Here is an 18118-nt window from a genome sequence, read left to right as displayed (position 1 = left end):
CAGTGGTGCCCTGAATTTCGGCCACAAAGTCAAAAAGTGAAAGAACCAAAACCCTCGCTTTAAGGCGGGATCGCCAACTACGTCACGGTATGTCTTGGCGAAACCCCTTCAGATTCAGCTTTTCAGGTTCAACTCAGCCCGCAGCGAGTGCGGGAAGGCCTTGGTGATGTTCACCTCGATCAACTGGCCGATCAGCCGTTCGCGCAGTGCCTGCGTGGGGCCTGCCGCGAAGTTGACGATGCGGTTGCACTCGGTGCGGCCCATCAGTTCACTGGGGTCCTTGCGGCTGGGGCCTTCGACCAGGATCTTCTGCGTCTTGCCCACCAGCTCTTCGCCGTAGCGCTGCACATTGCCGTCCAGATAGGCTTGCAATGTTTGCAGACGCTTGAGCTTGACCTCGTGCGGCGTCGTGTCTTCCAGGGCCGCAGCGGGCGTGCCGGGGCGGGCGCTGAAGATGAAGCTGAAGGAGGCGTCGAACTCGATGTCGGTGGCGAGTTTCATCAGCTTGTCGAAGTCTTCATCGGTTTCACCGGGGAAGCCGACGATGAAGTCGGTCGACAGGCGGATGTCAGGGCGCACGGCGCGCAGCTTGCGGATGGTGCTCTTGTATTCGAGCGTGGTGTAGCCGCGTTTCATGGCCATGAGGATGCGGTCGGAGCCGTGCTGCACGGGCAGGTGCACATGGTTCACGAGCTTGTCGGTCTTGCCGTACACATCGATCAGGCGCTGGCCGAACTCGTTGGGGTGGCTGGTCGTGAAGCGGATGCGCTCCAGGCCCGGCATCTCGGCAACGTACTCGACCAGGGTGGCGAAGTCGGCGATCTCGGCCGTGTCACCCATCTTGCCGCGGTAGCCGTTCACGTTCTGTCCCAGCAGGGTGATTTCCTTGACGCCCTGGTCGACCAGATCGGCCACCTCGGTCAGCACGTCGTCAAACGGGCGCGAGACTTCTTCGCCACGCGTGTAAGGCACCACGCAGTAGCTGCAGTACTTGGAGCAGCCTTCCATGATGGACACGAAGGCCGAAGCGCCTTCCTTGCGAGGCGGCGGCAGGTGGTCGAACTTCTCGATTTCGGGGAAGCTGATGTCCACCTGGGGGCGTTTGGAGCGCTGGCGCTTTTCCAGCATGGCGGGCAGGCGGTGCAGTGTTTGCGGGCCGAACACCACGTCCACATAAGGCGCACGCTCGATGATGGAGGCGCCTTCCTGGCTGGCCACGCAGCCGCCCACGCCGATCATCACGCCCTTGGCCTTGAGGTGCTTGACGCGCCCCAGGTCGCTGAACACTTTTTCTTGTGCCTTCTCGCGGATGGAGCAGGTGTTGAACAGGATCAGGTCGGCTTCTTCAGGGTTGTCGGTGGGCGTGTAGCCCTTGGCGGCGTTCATGACGTCGGACATCTTGTCCGAGTCGTACTCGTTCATCTGGCAACCATAGGTCTTGATATAGACCTTCTTGCCAGCGGTGGACGTGTCAGCGGCCTGATCTGTGGGCGTGTTGGAGGCGGGCAGGGAACTCATGGCGAACTTCTTCTTCGATGCGGGCGGATCAGGATCAGGGCTTGGTCCAGATGTGCGAGACGGGGTCGTATGACCAGGTGGCGGCTTCTTCGGCGGTGGTGGGCCACAGTTGGCTGGCCTCTGCAGCGGTCAGCAGCCAGACGTTCATCAGCAGACCATAGGAGTCAACCGTGTAGTTGACCTTGTAGCGTTGGCCTGCCAGCCTGCCCGAGAGCACCAGCAGGTTGTTGAGATCGCGGATGCGGGCGCCAGGTGCAAGGCGGGCATCTTTGCCATTGAGGGACACCTCGGGCGGCTGGCCGAACACGACGTCGCCACGCAGCGACTGCCTGGGGATGACGATGGCGCGGCCTTGAAGGGTGTCCGGATTGGAGACAGGCTGACCACTGTCGCTGCTGGTGCTCGTTTCAGAGGCATTCAGCACGGCGCTTTGCGCCAGCGCCAGGGCAGGGGCAGCCAGGGCCAGGGTGGCCAGGACCGTCTTGAGACAGCGGGGCATGGTGTAGATCCAGGGGCTGTTGATCGGAGTGGCGATTCTACGGCAATGGGGCTTGAGATGTAGGTAATATGCGGGCTGCCGGGCGCCCAGAGGAGGTGCCGCGATTTGGGAGAAACACATGGGTTTGGTCGATTTCATCAAGAAACAATTTATTGATGTCATCGAGTGGATGGAGTCCACCGATGGCGTGCTGGCATGGCGCTACCCCTTCGAGGACCGCGAAATCCAGAACGGTGCCACGCTGGTGGTGCGCGAATCGCAGATGGCGCTGTTCGTCAACGAAGGCAAGGTGGCCGACCTGTTCGGACCGGGCACGCACAAGCTGACCACGCAAACCCTGCCCATCCTGACCAACCTCAAGAACTGGGACAAGCTGTTCGCTTCCCCGTTCAAGAGCGATGTGTACTTCTTCAGCTCACGCCAGCAACTGGACATGCGCTGGGGTACCAGCCAGCCCATCACCTTGCGCGACAAGGACTTCGGCGCCGTGCGCCTGCGCGCATTCGGCAACTACGCCGTGCGCATGGCCGATCCGCGCAAGTTCCACACCGAGGTGTCCGGCACGCGTGAGTCCTACACCGTGGCCGATCTCGACGGGCAACTGCGCGGCCTGCTGTTGCAGCATCTGAGCGATGCCGTGGCGCAAAGCGGCATCCCCTTCCTGGATCTGGCCGGCAATCAGATCGAGTTTGCCAAGGCCTTGTCCGAGGCCGTGGCGCCCTCGTTCGAGGCACTGGGCCTGAAGATCGAAGGCCTGACCGTGCAGAACGTGTCCTTGCCTGAAGAGCTGCAGAAGATCCTGGATCAGAAGATCGGCATGGGCATGGTGGGCCAGAACATGGGCCAGTTCGTGCAGTACCAGGCCGCTCAGGCCTTGCCGACGATCGCAGCCGCTTCGGGACAGGGCAGTGGCGTGGCTGGCGATGCCGCCGGTCTGGGCGCGGGGCTGGCTTTGGGCCAGGTGATGGCGCAATCCATCCAGCAAGGTCTGCAGGGTGCTTCTGCTGCAACGGGTGCGGCGCCAGGCGGGCTCAAACCGGACGAGATCATGGCAACGCTCGAAAAGCTGGCCGATCTCAAAGCCAAGGGCATCCTGACGGAAGACGAGTTCAGCGCCAAGAAGGCCGAGCTGCTCAAGAAGCTCGTCTGAACGGCGGGTTGTTGACATGAGTGATCAAGGCCCAGGTCAGCGCGCCTGGCGGGCAAGCTGTTCCTTTTGCGGTGCGCCGGTCGAGTTTCGATCGGCGGCATCGCCCATGGCTGTCTGCAGTTTCTGCAAAAGTACCTTGGTGCGCGATGGCGAATCGCTGCGTCGCATCGGCCAGAGCGCCGAGCTGTTCGATGACCACAGCCCGCTGGCATTGGGCGCACGCGGCCAGTACCAGGGCGAATCCTTCACGCTGGTCGGCCGCGTTCAACTGGCCTACCAGGACGACGATGGCCTGGAAGGCCGCTGGACCGAATGGCACGCGCTGTTTGACAACGGCCGCAGCGGCAGCCTGAGCGAAGACAACGGTGCTTATGTCTTCGGCTTTGGCCTGCCAACCCCGGCACCCACTTTGCCCGACTTGCTGCGGCCAGAGGTCGGGTCGACACAGTTGGTGGCACAGCAACCCTGGGTGCTGTCTTCTCGCGTTCAAGTGCATGTGCACGCGGCACAGGGCGAGCTGGCTGAGGCGACTGATCTCAAGTCGACCTATCCAGTGGTCGAGCTGCGCAATATGGCGGGCGAGGTGCTGTCTGTCGAGCTGTTGGCGGCTGCCCCTGTGCTGAGCGTGGGACGGTCCGTGCAGCTGTCCGAGCTGAAGCTGTCGGGCTTGTCTGATGCCCAACAGCCTTCTGAATCGAAGCTTCAAGCCAAGGGCATAGAGTGCCCGAGTTGCGGCAGTTCGCTCACACCTACGCTGGACAGCACGAAATCCATCGTCTGTGGCAGTTGCAAGGCGGTGGTGGACATCAGCAAAGGCCTGGGCGGGGACCTCAAGTATTACAGGCAGGACAACACCCTTGAGCCCTTGATCCCGATCGGCGCAGTCGGTCGGGTCAAGGTAGACGGCCGTGTCGATGACTGGCAGGTGCTGGGTTATCAGGAACGTTGTGATCAGCCCAGCGATCCGGATGAAGAGCAAACCTTCTGGCGCGAATACCTGCTCTACAACCGCCTGGCCGGCTTCGCCTTTCTGGTGGACGCCGAGGATGGCTGGAGTGTGGTGCGCACAGTGAGCGGCGTGCCGTCCATGCGAGGCGACAGCCTGACATACAACGGCATCACCTACCGCAAGCTCTTTACCTACCCGGCCAAGACCACCTACGTGCTGGGTGAGTTCTACTGGCCGGTTCGCAAGAACCAGCGTACGCTCAATTCGGACTTTGCTGGCACGGGTAACTCGACGCATCTCAGGCTCAACCGGGAAAAGTCCGGCCATGAAATCACCTGGTCTGCCGGCGAAAACCTCACTGCTCAGGAAGTGATCTCGGCGTTCCGCATCCCCCAGAATCAGCTGGGCGCATTCAAGCGCGAGGCCAGCCTCTTGTCCGGCATCAAGTTGGGCGATTGGGGGCGCACCGTGTTCTGGATCCTGATCCTGCTGTTTGTGATCATCCTCATGACCCGTTGCACGGATGACTGCAGCGATGTGCGCGATACCTATGGCGAATCCAGTGCCGAATACCAGCAATGCCGCTCGTACCGCAGCAGCAGTGGCAGTCACGGCAGTTCCTATGGCGGCTACAGCAGTGGCGGCTCTCACAAATAGCGTTTAGGAGAAACACATGATCGACATCGAATGGCTCAAGCCCGGCGTGTTCCTGGGGTCCATGGCCTTTGCCCTGATGGGCGTGCTCATGTTCTGGGTGTGCTTCGTCATCGTCGACAAGCTCACCCCATACGATCTTTGGGGCGAGATCGTCGAGAAGAAGAACGTGGCCCTGGCCATCGTGGTGGGCGCGATGTGCCTGGCCATTGGGCAGATCGTGGCCGCAGCCGTGCATGGTTGAAGAATCAGTTTCGTCAGCCGATGTGCGTGAGCGCATGGCCCCAGCCGAGGTGGCCTTGCTGGCCTCGGTGTTCGTCGTGGCGGCTTGCGGGCTGGTTTATGAGCTGGCAGCCGGCGCCCTGGCCAGCTACCTGCTGGGGGATTCCATCCTCCAGTTCTCCACCGTCATCGGCACGTATCTGTTCGCCATGGGCGTGGGGTCGTGGCTGTCGCGCTACCTGGAGCGCCAACTGGTGGCGCACTTCCTGCGTATCGAGTTGCTCGTGGGGCTCATCGGTGGCCTGATGCCCGCAGGCCTGTTCGTGGCCAACAGCCTGCTGCCCGCCGGGGCCACATCGCCTTTCAGGGCCTTGCTTTACGGCATGGTCATGCTCATCGGTGTGATGGTGGGGCTGGAGATCCCGCTGGTGATGCGCATCCTCAAGCGCCACTTTGCGCGGCGCTACGCGCTCAAGGATCTGGTCTCCGAGGTGCTCACCTTCGATTACTTGGGGGCACTGGCGGTCTCGCTGGCGTTTCCGCTCTTGCTGGTGCCGCATCTGGGTGTGGTGCGCACCGGCGTGTTGTTCGGCTTGCTCAACGTGCTGGTGGCCGCATGGACGCTGTGGTTGTTCAAGGCCGAGTTGCGCACCTGGCGCTCCCATGCCCTGGCGTGCCTGGCGGTGACACTCGTGCTGGCCGCTGCCATGGTGGGCGCACCACCCCTGACCACCTGGGCCGAAGACCGCTTCTATGGCGAAGGCGTCGTATTGAGGCAGGACACGCCTTATCAACGCATCGTCATCACACAGGGGCATGGCGGCACGCGCCTGTTCCTCAATGGCAACTTGCAGTTCGCCTCGCGTGACGAGTACCGCTATCACGAGGCGCTGGTCCACCCGGCCATGAGCGCACAGGGTGCACCGCGGCGTGTGCTCGTGCTGGGCGGTGGCGACGGCATGGCCGTGCGCGAGGTCCTGAAGTACCCCAGCGTGCAGCAGGTGACCCTGGTCGAGCTGGACCCAGCCATGACCACGCTGTTTCGCCAGGATCCACGTATGACGGCCTTGAACAGGAATGCCCTGAATGCCCCCCGCGTGAAGGTGGTCAATGCCGATGCCTTCACCTGGCTGGGCACACATGACGAGGTGTATGACGTCATCGTGGTGGACTTCCCCGATCCCACCAACCACGCCATCGGCAAGCTCTACACCACCACCTTTTATGCGCTGCTGGATCAGCACCTGTCTGCCAGCGGCTATGTCGTGATCCAGACCACGTCGCCGCTGATTGCGCGGCAGAGCTTCTGGACGGTGGCCAGCACGCTGGAGGCCGTGGGCCTGCAGACCACGCCATATCACGCGCACGTGCCCAGCTTTGGCGAGTGGGGCTTCATCCTGGCGCACCACCGTCCGTGGCGCATGCCGACGTCGCTGCCTGAAGGCATGCGTTTCGTGAGCTTGCCGGGTCTGCCCGCGCTGTTTGATTTTCCGCCTGACATGGCGCGCGTGTCCGCCGAGCCCAATCGCCTGAGCAACCAGGTGCTGGTGCAGACCTTTGAGGCCGAGTGGGGCCGCGTGCACCAATGAGCCCGACACGGCGCGAGTGGTTGAGTGGTGCGAGCGCCATGGCAGCTGCCATGACCGCGCCAGCCTGGAGTGGCTTGACCGGCTGCTCTGGCGGGCGTGCTTACAAGGGCTTGCGCACTGATCTGCAAGGTGGATGGGTCGGGGCCCATGTGGACCGTGCGCATGCCTGGCGTGATGGCCGAGCGCCCAAGGCGGTGTGCCGCGAAACCAGGCGTGTGCACACCTTGATCATTGGTGCAGGCGTGGCGGGCTTGTCTGCCGCCCACACGCTGATGCGTGCCGGGCTGGATGACCTGGCCGTGCTGGATCTGGAAGATCAGGCCGGTGGCAACGCGCGTGGGCATCTGGTGCAGAACCTGCCTTGTCCGTTGGGTGCGCACTACCTGCCCATGCCGGGGCCCGATGCCACCGAAGTGGCCCAATGGCTGGAAGAGATCGGCCTGATACGTCACGAAAACGGGCGCTGGGTGGCCGACGAGCGCCACCTGTGCCACAGCCCTCAGGAGCGCGTGTTTGTGCCTGATGTACTGCAGGACCAAGCCGCGTTCTGGCGTGGCCAGTGGCACGACGGCCTGTTGCCGCAGCATGGCCTGGCTGCCGATGACCTCGCGCAATACCGACGTTTTGCGCAGGATGTGAGCACGGCGGCGGGCGAACTGGGCTTTGCCATGCCCAGCATCAAACGCCCCTGGCACGCCGGCCTTGATGCGCTGGACCAGCTCACCTTCGCGCAATGGCTGGATCAGCGCGGCTACAGCTCACGACCCCTGCGATGGCTGCTGGATTACGCCTGCCGTGACGACTACGGCGCTGGCCTGGGGCGCGTGTCGGCCTGGGCCGGCCTGCACTATTTCGCCAGCCGCCATGGCTTTGACGTACCGGGGCAGGGGGAAGCCCATGACGCCGTGCTCACCTGGCCGCAAGGCAATGGTTGGTTGACCCAGCACCTCGCGCAAGACCTGGGTTCGCGCTGGCATGCCGGCCAGGTGGCTTTGAGCGTCGATGCCGGGCGTGATGAGGTGCGTGTGCAGGCCTGGCACAGCCAGCAGCAATGTGTGCAGACCTGGCTGGCCAGGCAGGTGGTGATGGCTGTGCCACTGTTTGTGGCGCAGAGACTGGTGAAGCAAGCTTTGCCCGCCTTGGAGGCCGTGGCGCCTCGCATGGCGTATGCACCCTGGCTGGTCAGCAACATCCTGCTGGACAAGCCCTTCTTCGATCGGCCAGGTGCCCCTCTGGCCTGGGACAACGTGCCCTACACCGCAGATGGCGTGAGCGGTGTGCCCGTGCCCTCATTGGGCTATGTTGATGCGCGCCATCAAAGCCTGGCGCCGGTCACGGGCCCCATGCTGCTCACCCACTACTGGGCACTCGGTGGCCAGGATGCGGCGCAAGGTCAGGTTTTGCGGCAAGCCTTGCTCAGGGATGACTGGGCCGTGTGGGCGGGCAGGGTGGCGGCTGATCTGGCTCGCGTTCACCCCGATTTGCCCGGCCTGGTCAGGCAGATGGACCTCATGCGTTATGGCCACGCCATGAGCATCCCCGTGCCTGGCGTGCGTGGCCATGCGGCACTGGACGCGCTGCGCAAACCGCAGGGGCGCCTGCAATTCGCACACAGTGATCTGTCAGGCTACTCGGTGTTCGAAGAAGCCTTCACCCATGGCGTGCGTGCAGCCGATCAGGTGCTGCGGGCATCAGGCAAGGCGCGCAGCAAGGTGTGACGCGACTGGCGCTCAGGCTCGAAGCCCGCCACCAGCCGATCCAGCAACTGCTGGGCACGTGCGGCGTTGTCGCTCAACAGATTGCAGACGAACACGTCCAGCGTGACCACGCCCAGTTCAGGCCAGGTGTGGACGGCCAGATGCGATTCAGCCAGCAGCACCACGCCGGTGACGCCTGCGGTCTGATGGCCCTGCGCAGGCTCGAAGCCATGAAAGCGCTCTCCCACGGCTTGCAGGCCCGCTTCGGCCACCGCCAGCAGGCAAGCTTGCCGCAAGGCTTCGGGCTGGGTCATCCAGGGGTGCGCGGCCTGGCAGCCTGCGAGATCAGCCGTGAGGTGAGTGCCTTGCGGCTGCGTTGTCGGGTGGGTCATGGCAAGCGGGCTCAGCGAGCTGGCGTGGCCGCGTTCAACTCGGCCAGCCGCTGCGGTGTGCCCACGTCCACCCAGGGGCCCATGTACAAGCGGCCCGAGAGCTTGCCCGCATCGATGGCGCGCTCCAGGCTGGGGCGCAGCGCGGCCTTTTCGCCAGGCTGGATGCCGTCCACCATGGCGGGCTTGTACAAACCGATGGTCGAGTAGGTGTAGGCGGGCGTGCCGGCTGGCGCAGCATCCTTGCGCAGCACGCGGCCTGGCGCAGTCAGCGCAAAGTCGCCCTGCGGCACATGCGCGGGATTGGGCACCAGCCACATCTGCCCCCAGTCTTCGCCTTGCACAAAGGCCTCGGCGGCATCCGCCTCAAATCGGAAGCCCGGCACGAACACATCGCCGGCCAGCACCCAGAAGGCGTCGCCCAGCAAGGGCAGGGCCTTGGTCATGCCGCCGGCAGTTTCCAGCGCACCGCCATGGTCACGGCCTTCCATCGAGTAATGGAGGCGCAACCCCCAACGCGTTCCATCGCCCAAGGTGGCCGGGAACTGTTCTTCCAGGTGCGCCGTGTTGATCACGACTTCGCGCACGCCATCACGAGCCAAAGCTTCCAGATGCCATTCGATCAAGGGCTTGCCTTGCACGTGCAGCAAAGGCTTGGGCGTGGCATCGGTCAAAGGCCGCATGCGTTCGCCGCGGCCGGCGGCCAGGATCAGGGCAGGGAGCTGGGTCATGTGCGGAGGCTGCTTTCGCTGTCAGCCTCCGATTGTCGTGCATGACCGCAGCGGGCAACTCACGCGGTGCGGGTTTGTTGCGCGGGTGCAGCCGGCGTCAGGTGAAAGCGGTTGGCGCGCTTGAAGGTGCCGAAGTCATTGAAACGCACGCCCATCTTGCGCATCACGTCGTGGGCAATGCGTGCATTCCACTGCCGAATGTAGAAGGGCTCTTTCACGGCAAAGTGGTGGATGGCGTGCGTGCTGCCGAAGTTGAAGCAGAACAACTGCAGCGGCATCAGCCACCAGGGGTTGAGCACCTGGCACTGCTGCATGGCATTGCGCGCTTCCACATCGCCGTAGTAGTGCATGTTGGAGCTGATGAACTGGATGCTGAAGGTGCGCAGCAGGCTGGGCAGCATGTAGACCACGCCGAACACGTCCAGCTTCTGCAGCAGGCCGTCAGCCCACTGCGGGCCGCTGAAGCCGAGCAGCGGTGCCGCCCACATCACCACATGCAGCACGATCCAGGCGTGGAACACGAAGTAGTACAGCGTGCCCAGTGGCAGGAAGGCCGAGGCCTGTTCGCGCAGCAGCTTGATGAACTCTTCCTTGCTGGCGGGCTGTTGGGCCTTGATGTAGCTGCGCACGGCCTTGCGCATGGTCAGGGGGCGCAGCATCACGCCCAGCATGTTGTCGGCCGTCATCAGCAGGCGGCGCAGGCCCCAGGTCTCACCGTTGGTGATGCCACGTTCTTCCAGATCAGATTCGGTGCCCGACACCTTGTGGTGGTGCAGGTGCAGCTTGCGGCGCACAAAGGGGCTCACGGTGCTGGCCCGGGCCACCCAGCCCACGCCCAGCATCAGGCTGTTGGCCCATGGCCTGGTGCGGAAGTACATCTGGTGGATGAGGTCGTGCTCCAGCTCGTGGATGAAGGACGCGAAGATGGCGGTGACGGGCACACACAGCCACCAGGGGATCACGCCCTCGATATACAGCCAACCGCTGGCAATCATGCCGGCCAGCGAGATGACCATGATGGTCGCGCCAATGGCATCCTGGTGTGCGAGCCAGGCGTGGCGCTGGCGCAGATCAATGCCTGCCTGCAGCACCACCGAGCGGATGTGCTCTGACTTCTGCGCATCGCTCATGCGATTGGGGTTGATGTGTTTGCTCATGGTCTCCTCGTTATACGCAATCCTGAGGCAGGAGCGTACCGAGTTGGCCCGGATCAGCGTGAGGGGCAATCAGGCCGAAAATCTGTCAATTCGGGCCACGAGTAGCCTGGTGCTGCCGCCATTCACGTGGTGAAAAGCCGGTCCACTTGGCAAAGGCCCGTGCAAAGTTGGCTGGATCGGTGTAGCCCACGGCTTCGGCCACCTGTTTGATCGCCAGGGCAGGGTTGCCCAGCAGGCGCAGGCTGTCCTGGTGGCGGGCCTGATCCAGCAGGGCCTGAAAGCTGCTGCCTTCTTCCTGCAGCCGGCGCTTGAGCGTGCGCTCCGACAGCAGCAGCTTTTGCGCCATGGTCGCCACGTCCGGGTAGCGTCCGTCCGTGCAGATCAGATGGTTTCGCACCAGGTCTGCGGTGGTTTGTGAGGCAGCCCTTTTGGCCATCTCCTGCTCGCACCGGTCAATCGCCAGTTGCACGCTGACGGCGTCTGCAGAAGGGATAGGCTCATCGAGCATGCGCGCCGGAAAGCGGATTTGCACGGCAGCCTGGTTGAACCGGAAGCGTGGCAAGCGATCCTGGTAGCGTGTATATGCCACTGGCTCGGCATAGGGGACCCAGATCTCGCTGGTCCAACCCGCTGTCGTGGTGTCGGTGCCCAGCACCTTGGCGAACAGGCTGCACAACTCGACCAGCACCATGTCCAGGATCAGGGTGCGCTGTGGCCCCAGGGGCACGGTTTCACGCAAGTCGATGACAACCTGATCGCCTTTGATCGACATGTCGCTGTGGAAAACGGAGACGCGCGCCTGGAAGTAGCGCTCGCTGAACTCGATGGCTTCACGCAGCGTGGCGCAACTGATCAATCCGAACCCCACGAAGCCATGCTTGGTCACCTGGCTGCGCAGGCCCAGTTCGTAAGCCAGGCCGCCGTCGCCATCCAGACGCAGCGCGTTGTTGAGCATGACCACATATTGCCAGCCGCTGATCTGCGCGTGCTGATCCTGAAGTTGCGCGTGGGTCAGATCGCTGCCAGCGAGGATGTCCGTCACCTGATGGCGGCGCTCTACCATCAAGGACAACAGGGACAGTCCATACGTGGCGGGGATGTTCGGCGTGGGCGTCGATGCAGGCGGCATGGAATACAGCGTCAAAGCGTGAAGCTTTTGGGATCAACCATTCAAGTTGGCTGGTTTAGTGCCGATAGCCCATTGCTATCAAAGCGAACGGGTCCTGATTCTTTCACACAAGCTCGTTCGTGGTGTGTCCTATCGCACGTACAGAGGATCTGCTCCATGAAGCTGACATCTCAGGTGAAATTGTTGTCCATCGGCATGTTTGCCGGTATTGGTATCGCCGGTTCGGTGGCGGTCTGGCAGGCTCAATCTGCGCGCGCAGACAATGATCATGCCTACAGGGCTGATACCTTGGCCACGGCTCATCTGGCCGAGGCCAACAGTGCCTTGTGGTCCTTGCGCTGGGGGGTGGCACAGTATCTCGCACTCGGTGATGCCGAGAAGCGCCAGAAGCTGATGGAAGGCGACAAACAGCGTTATGACGAGTTCGATGCCGGCCTGAAGAAGTTCGGCGAACAACCCATCTCGGATGGGATCAAAGCTGGCCTGGCGGATGTGCAGCAGAACTACAAGAGGTACGCATCGGCCCGCTCCCGCTGGTTTGAACTGATGAACGCAGGTAACACCGATGAGGCTACGTCCTTTCGGGCAGCCGAACTGACACCGGCAGGTGCGGCCACGGTGGCCTCCATCAACAAGCTTATCGAGTCAGTGGGCAAGGACGCCAAGGCCAATGTGGATGCGCGTGATGCGCTGGCGGCCAGTACCAGCGTCTGGCTGCTTTTGCTGTGCGGGGTGATTGGCCTGGGCGGCGTGGCTGGCGGCTTCGTGCTGGCAGCCAACATCAATCGCCGGCTTGCTTATGCCAAGGCTCAGGCTGAAGAGTTGGCGGCCTTGAATCTCACAGGGGCCAACACCGACAAGGTGGATGACGAGGTGGGCGAGTTTGTCTTGGCCCTGGATCGCATGCGCTCGGAAATGTCCCATGTGGTGAGCACGGTGCGTCGTAACTCCGACAGCGTGGCCACCGCTAGCTCTCAGATTGCGCAGGGCAACCAGGACTTGTCCGGGCGCACGGAGCAACAGGCTTCCTCGCTGCAGCAGACCGCCTCTTCCATGGAGGAGCTGGGCTCGACCGTGCGTCAGAATGCTGACAATGCACGGCAGGCCAATCAACTTGCGCAAGGCGCCTCCAGCGTGGCCGCGCGTGGTGGGGAGGTGGTGTCTCAGGTGGTCGATACCATGAAGGGCATCAACGAAAGCTCGCGCAAGATTGCCGACATCATCACCGTGATCGATGGCATCGCCTTCCAGACCAACATCCTGGCGCTGAATGCGGCGGTGGAAGCCGCTCGTGCCGGTGAACAAGGGCGTGGCTTTGCTGTGGTGGCAGGCGAGGTGCGCAATCTGGCGCAACGCAGCGCTGAAGCAGCCAAGGAAATCAAGAGCCTGATCAGTACCAGTGTGGAGCGTGTAGAGCAAGGAACCGAGCTTGTGGATCAGGCAGGCTCGACCATGCAGGAGATCGTGGCTTCCATCAAGCGTGTCTCTGACATCATCGGCGAGATCAGCGCGGCCAGTGCCGAACAAAGCAGTGGCGTGGCATCTGTCGGTGATGCCGTCAACCAGATGGACCAGGCTACGCAGCAGAATGCCGCTTTGGTGGAGCAAAGCGCTGCGGCGGCCGAAAGCCTCAAGCAGCAGGCTCAGCAACTGGTGCAAGCGGTGGCGGTGTTCAAGGTGGACCACGGCATGAGCGGGGCGAGCGCCTCCAAACACATGTCGGCCTCTTCGTCCAGCTTTGGGGGGCAGGAGCGACGCGCGGGGAGTCGCGTGCAGCCCTCGGTATCGTCTACTCCCGCATCGACTCCGGTTGCTGCACCGAGTTTCACGCCGCAACCCAAAGCCAGCGCGGCTCCTCGCAATGAACCATTGGCCGCGCCGCCATCATTCGAACCCAAGAGTGAACCCAAAGGGGCGAGCGACGATTGGGAAACGTTCTGACGTCTTGATAACTTCTCCAACAAAAAGCCCGGCATTGAGCCGGGCTTTTTGTTGGCTGCGCGAGCTTGCTTCAGCGAGCCAGGTTGAATTCCGCGACAGCTTGCACCAGTTGCCGCGCCTGCTGCTTGAGGCTTTCGGCCGCGGCTGCACTTTGCTCCACCAGGGCCGCGTTTTGCTGTGTGGCCTCAGTGCGTGGCGACGAAATCGATGAAGCCGCGCTCCACATCGGTGTCAACCAGCTTCACGCGCAACTGGCGCCCTACGTCCGCGTCCGGCACATGCCCCGTCAGCATGCCCTCGGCGGGAGGTGTGAGCAGGCGCACCCAGGTGCCACTGTCGGTTTTGCCTGTGACGATGGCCTCGAACACCTGCCCGATCCGGGGTTCCAGAAACAGCGCAGCTTCGGACTTTCTGACGCGACGTTCGACCTTGCGTGCCGCATCTTCCTGTGTGGTGCAGTGCGCGGCCAGATCCTGCAGTTCCGTGCCGTTGTAGGGGGACTTGCCGCCTTTGAGCAAGGCCTTGATCATCCGCATGGTGATCAGGTCGGGATAACGGCGATTCGGGGCTGTCGAGTGGGTGTAGTCACGCAAAGCCAGGCCAAAGTGTCCCACCGGCTCGGCTTGCGCTTGCTCGACGACATATTCACCCGAGCCCATCAGCTTGACGACCACCAGGGACAGGTCCGGGAAACGCAAGGGATCAGCCTTGTGCTGGCGAGCCAGAAACGCTTCCAGTGCGCGAGCGTCCGGTGTGCCGGGCAGTGATTCACCGTATCGGCGTGCCAGTTCGACAATGCGCAACCAGCGCTCAGGCGACCGCACCACTCTGCGCAGGGAGGTTCCGCCGTGCGAGGCCAGGAACCTGGCCGTGCAGGTGTTGACGGCAATCATGAACTCCTCGATCAATTGCCGGGCGCGATTCTGTACCTGCTGACGAATGTCCACAACCTTCTCGCCCTCGAACACGGCGCGAGGCTGAAAGGTCTCCAGCTCCAGGGAGCCTTGCGTGTGACGTCGCTGACGCAGCCTCTGGGCCACTTCATCTTGCGTGCGCACCTGTTGCGCCATCTCTGGCTGGCGTTGCAATGCGTCCGGAGCAGGGCCCTTGCCGTCGATCCAGGCCGATACCGCGTCATAGGCCAGCTTGGCCTTGTTGCGCACACGCGCCCTGTAGACGTCGGTGTGGGTGATCGACGCGTCTGGCGCAATGCGCATCTCCGTGACGATGGCCAGCCGGTCTGCGTCGAGGTTCAGCGAGCTGAGATCGGTTGACAGCCGCTCCGGCAGCATCGGAAAGATCTTGCATGAGGTGTAGACCGAAGTCGTGTTGATTCGGGCGTGTTCGTCGATGGCGGAGCCCTTTTCAACCAGAGCGTCCACGTCGGCAATGGCCACCATGATCCGCACAGACTGATCATCCAGTCGCTCACTGACGGTGAGTTGATCCAGGTCCATCGAGTCGTCGTTGTCGATGGAGCACCAGGGCAGGTGACGCAGGTCCCGGATGCTGCTGTCCGCATCGCCGTTCGGGCCGGTGAGTGCATCCAGTTGTTGTTGCACCGGCTGCGGGAAATCTGGCGCGAGCCCTCGCTCGGTCATGGCGTCAATGGCGATGCGGACCAGGTCGGCACGTTGGTGGTGGTGAGAGGCAAACATGTTGACAGCGACAGGCGCCGATGGCGCGATCGCTCATGATCGCATGCGGCGCCTTGACAGACTGGATCAGAGCGCGCACGCTGCAACAGGAGTTGGTGCCATGTCGGAGCCTTCCGTATTGAAAGGCAAGAGTCATGAGTCGAACCACCAGAAAGCAAGCTGAATGGACGCTGCATCGGGCCTTGGATGATCTGGTCTCTGAAGGCGCTTACCCTTTGGCGAGCGATGACATCGTGGTGCAGAGTGTGGAAGAACGCATTGTCGGGAGTCTGGCAGCTCAGGTGATGGCGCCCCTCCTGCCGATGGCCTGCACCAGTCGTGCCGCCTTGCGTGGTCCGACACCATCCTGACGGGCCCGTTCGGAGTTTCCCCGTGCCACTGACAACGCGCACCGAGCATGACGCTCTGGGTGATGTGCTGGTTGACGTCACTGCCTTGTGGGGCGCACAGACGCAGCGCTCCTTGCAGTACTTCCGCATTTCGACCGAGCGCATGCCCATCGATCTGTTGATGGCCTTGGCACAGGTCAAGCGTACCGCCGCATTGGTCAACGCGGAGCTCGGCCTGCTGCCGCAGCGCCTGTCGTCTGCCATTGCGCAGGCCGCAGACGAGGTGTTGGCACGTCGCTATGACGAGGCCTTTCCTCTGTCCGTCTGGCAAACGGGCTCCGGTACGCAAACGAATATGAACATGAACGAGGTGCTGGCCAATCGCGCTTCGGAGATCTTGGGCGGGGGGCGTGGCTCGCTCCGGTGTGTGCACCCAAACGACCATGTCAACCTGGGGCAATCATCCAATGATGTCTTTCCTACCGCGATGCACCTCGCCGCTGCGCTCAACGTGACCCGAGACCTGCTACCTGCCTTGGGCTGTTTGCGGACCACCTTGGCAGACAAGGCGCAAGCCTGCTCGCACATTGTCAAGATCGGGCGGACTCATCTACAAGATGCCACGCCCTTGACACTGGGCCAGGAAATGTCTGGCTGGGTGGCACAGTTGGACCACGCTCGGCAGGCCATCACGTCAACGCTGCCCGGATTGTGCGAGCTGGCCATTGGCGGCACGGCAGTGGGCAATGGCCTCAATACCGACCCACGCTTTGGTGATCGGGTTGCGGCCCGCCTGGCGGCAGAAACAGGCTTGCCGCTGCGTTGCGCTGACAACCGATTTGCCGCCATGGCGGCGCACGATGCCATGGTTCATGCCCATGGGGCGCTCAAGACGCTGGCAGTGGCGCTCATGAAGATCGCCAACGATGTGCGCTGGCTGGCCTCGGGGCCGCGCTGTGGACTGGGCGAGCTGCATCTGCCCGAGAACGAGCCTGGCAGCTCCATCATGCCCGGCAAGGTCAACCCGACGCAATGCGAAGCCCTGACCATGGTGTGTTGCCAGGTGATGGGCAATGACGTGGCGCTGAGCATTGGCGGTGCATGGGGCCAGTTCGAGCTGAACGTGTTCAAGCCTTTGATTGCTCACAATTTTCTGCAAAGCACGCGGATTCTGGCCGACGCGGTGGCCAGCTTCGATCAGCACTGCGCCAGGGGCATGGGCCCTGACAAGGCTCGCATTGACGAGTTGCTGCACCGATCGCTCATGTTGGTGACCGCGTTGGTGCCGCACATCGGTTACGACCGCTCAGCGGAGATTGCCAGGCAGGCCCTGGCCCGAGGCAGCACCCTGCGTGAGGCCGCCCTGGCGCTCGGGTATGTGTCGCCAGCGCAATTTGACGAGTGGATCAAGGGCGTGTTGTCGGGCGCTTGACTATATCCAGGTGCCACCGTTTGGCGTGTGAATGATGTCGGTCTGCCTGCCATCGGAGAGCAGGATGCCGCCCATGAAGGCACTGAGCAGCGAGATGAAGATGCTGGCAAAGAAGGCTGTCCAGAAGCTCGATACCGTGAACCCGCGTACCAGTGACGAGACCAGCATGATCATCAAGGCGTTGATCACCAGCAGGAAGAGGCCAAACGTCAGCAAGGTCAGTGGAAAGGTCAGGACGATCAGGATCGGTTTGACCATGGCATTGGCGAACCCCAAAAGCAAGGCCGCCACCACCAGATCAGATGTCTGGCCGAAGCGAATGCCATCAAAGATGCGGCTGGCCGCCCATAGGGACAGGGCAGTGATGGCCCAGTGAATGAGAAATGGGCCGAGGTGGTAAAGCATGGCTTGGTTCAAGCACTGGCTGTGACTGCGATCCAGGCATGATAGGGTCATCGTGGCAGGCCATGCCCAACCTTGCGGAGACTCTTTGACGCCTCAGTGTGGGCGGGCCAAGTGGGGCCACTGGTCCTCGTTCGTTGCCGACGTTACTGTCAGCTCATCGGTGCAGCCGTTCTGGCCCGCGCTCAGCGCGGACATCGACAGTTGGCTCGTGAACATCATGCACTTTGGCATGTGCACGGCGCCCGTGAAGCGCTGGCCACTGTCATCGGTGTAGATCACCTTGAACAGGTAGCAAGGGCCGTCCGCATCCGACAAGGCGATCTCTTTGATGTTCGCAAGTGGGACTTGCCAATGCTTGGCAGCCAGTCGCGCGCCCATTTCAGCGGCAGCGCGCCAATGCGCGTCATCGGGCACGGGCGTTTGCGTATCGCTCAGGGTGGAAGCAGGCTTGGGCATCCCGGGAACTTCGGCATGGACCGTGAGTGACTTGAGTCCGCTTGCAGCCACAAAACAAAAAGCCACCTCTAGGGTCAATGCCAGTCAGTTAAGCCTGACTGGCGTTTTTTTTGATGGGTACTTACCGCGGGCGGAGCGTTTGACCTCGCGGGGGAAGCTGCGATCGGTGCGACGAGGAGGGAGCACGAAGTAACGAGCCTGCTCAAGTAAGCG

At 62.6% G+C, this 18118-nt stretch carries 17 protein-coding genes; 8 read left to right on the top strand and 9 right to left on the bottom strand.

Translation table 11 applies throughout. From position 1 onward, the window contains the following. Positions 1–114: 114 nt before the first annotated feature. Positions 115–1518, bottom strand: a complete 1404-nt coding sequence (miaB, locus tag HY836_RS09955; RefSeq protein ID WP_290675948.1) for a tRNA (N6-isopentenyl adenosine(37)-C2)-methylthiotransferase MiaB — start codon at positions 1516–1518, stop codon at positions 115–117. A 34-nt stretch (positions 1519–1552) separates the two neighbouring features. Continuing rightward, a complete protein-coding gene (locus HY836_RS09950; protein WP_290675946.1) occupies positions 1553–2017 on the bottom strand; it encodes a hypothetical protein in 465 nt (154 codons plus the stop codon). A 118-nt stretch (positions 2018–2135) separates the two neighbouring features. On the opposite strand from HY836_RS09950, the gene HY836_RS09945 reads away from it, so the two are divergent. The 5 genes from HY836_RS09945 (at position 2136) to HY836_RS09925 (ending at position 8299) form a co-directional block, all read left to right on the top strand. Next, the gene (locus HY836_RS09945) at positions 2136–3167 is read left to right on the top strand and encodes an SPFH domain-containing protein (RefSeq protein ID WP_290675944.1); all 1032 of its coding nucleotides are present in this window, start codon (positions 2136–2138) and stop codon (positions 3165–3167) included. A gap of 106 nt (positions 3168–3273) precedes the next feature. Beyond that, a complete protein-coding gene (locus HY836_RS09940) occupies positions 3274–4773 on the top strand; it encodes a DUF4178 domain-containing protein (protein ID WP_290675943.1) in 1500 nt (499 codons plus the stop codon). A 16-nt stretch (positions 4774–4789) separates the two neighbouring features. Beyond that, positions 4790–5014 carry a DUF350 domain-containing protein gene (locus HY836_RS09935; protein ID WP_290675942.1) on the top strand — a complete coding sequence of 75 codons (225 nt, stop codon included), beginning with the start codon at positions 4790–4792 and terminating at the stop codon, positions 5012–5014. After that, complete coding sequence (locus HY836_RS09930; RefSeq protein ID WP_290675941.1) at positions 5007–6581, top strand: polyamine aminopropyltransferase; 1575 nt, start codon at positions 5007–5009, stop codon at positions 6579–6581. Before HY836_RS09935 ends, HY836_RS09930 begins: the two co-directional genes overlap by 8 nt. Before the next feature lie 38 nt (positions 6582–6619). Further along, positions 6620–8299, top strand: a complete 1680-nt coding sequence (locus tag HY836_RS09925) for an NAD(P)/FAD-dependent oxidoreductase (RefSeq protein WP_290675940.1) — start codon at positions 6620–6622, stop codon at positions 8297–8299. Here HY836_RS09925 and speD read toward each other — a convergent pair. From speD to HY836_RS09905, 4 genes are all read right to left on the bottom strand, one after another. Continuing rightward, on the bottom strand, positions 8257–8670 hold the full coding sequence (speD, locus tag HY836_RS09920) for an adenosylmethionine decarboxylase (RefSeq protein ID WP_290675939.1): 414 nt from the start codon (positions 8668–8670) through the stop codon (positions 8257–8259). The genes HY836_RS09925 and speD overlap by 43 nt on opposite strands. 11 nt (positions 8671–8681) lie before the next feature. Next, positions 8682–9398: an N-acetylmuramate alpha-1-phosphate uridylyltransferase MurU gene (murU, locus tag HY836_RS09915; RefSeq protein ID WP_290675938.1), complete on the bottom strand. Its 717-nt coding sequence runs from the start codon at positions 9396–9398 to the stop codon at positions 8682–8684. A gap of 59 nt (positions 9399–9457) precedes the next feature. After that, positions 9458–10555 (bottom strand): fatty acid desaturase, encoded by a 1098-nt coding sequence (locus tag HY836_RS09910; RefSeq protein ID WP_290675937.1) that lies wholly within the window; start codon positions 10553–10555, stop codon positions 9458–9460. 85 nt (positions 10556–10640) lie between these two features. Beyond that, entirely contained in the window at positions 10641–11684 is a 1044-nt protein-coding gene (locus HY836_RS09905; protein WP_290675935.1) for an AraC family transcriptional regulator, read from the bottom strand. A 156-nt stretch (positions 11685–11840) separates the two neighbouring features. Here HY836_RS09905 and HY836_RS09900 point away from each other — a divergent pair, with 156 nt between their 5' ends. Further along, the gene (locus HY836_RS09900) at positions 11841–13625 is read left to right on the top strand and encodes a methyl-accepting chemotaxis protein (RefSeq protein WP_290675933.1); all 1785 of its coding nucleotides are present in this window, start codon (positions 11841–11843) and stop codon (positions 13623–13625) included. Between the two features lie 185 nt (positions 13626–13810). Here the strand turns inward: HY836_RS09900 and HY836_RS09895 are convergent, their stop codons facing one another. Beyond that, a complete protein-coding gene (locus tag HY836_RS09895; RefSeq protein WP_290675931.1) occupies positions 13811–15283 on the bottom strand; it encodes an RNB domain-containing ribonuclease in 1473 nt (490 codons plus the stop codon). Positions 15284–15417: 134 nt separating this feature from the next. Here HY836_RS09895 and HY836_RS09890 point away from each other — a divergent pair, with 134 nt between their 5' ends. Beyond that, entirely contained in the window at positions 15418–15633 is a 216-nt protein-coding gene (locus tag HY836_RS09890) for a hypothetical protein (RefSeq protein WP_290675929.1), read from the top strand. Positions 15634–15661: 28 nt separating this feature from the next. After that, complete coding sequence (fumC, locus tag HY836_RS09885) at positions 15662–17044, top strand: class II fumarate hydratase (protein WP_290675991.1); 1383 nt, start codon at positions 15662–15664, stop codon at positions 17042–17044. Here the strand turns inward: fumC and HY836_RS09880 are convergent, their stop codons facing one another. Continuing rightward, positions 17045–17449: a phage holin family protein gene (locus HY836_RS09880; RefSeq protein ID WP_290675927.1), complete on the bottom strand. Its 405-nt coding sequence runs from the start codon at positions 17447–17449 to the stop codon at positions 17045–17047. A gap of 93 nt (positions 17450–17542) precedes the next feature. Beyond that, entirely contained in the window at positions 17543–17905 is a 363-nt protein-coding gene (locus HY836_RS09875) for a hypothetical protein (RefSeq protein WP_290675925.1), read from the bottom strand. Positions 17906–18118: the final 213 nt, after the last annotated feature.

Source organism: Aquabacterium sp. (assembly GCF_016234775.1).
In the GTDB taxonomy this organism is placed as follows: Bacteria; Pseudomonadota; Gammaproteobacteria; order Burkholderiales; family Burkholderiaceae_C; genus Aquabacterium.
This window is presented reverse-complemented; position numbering and strand designations above follow the sequence as displayed.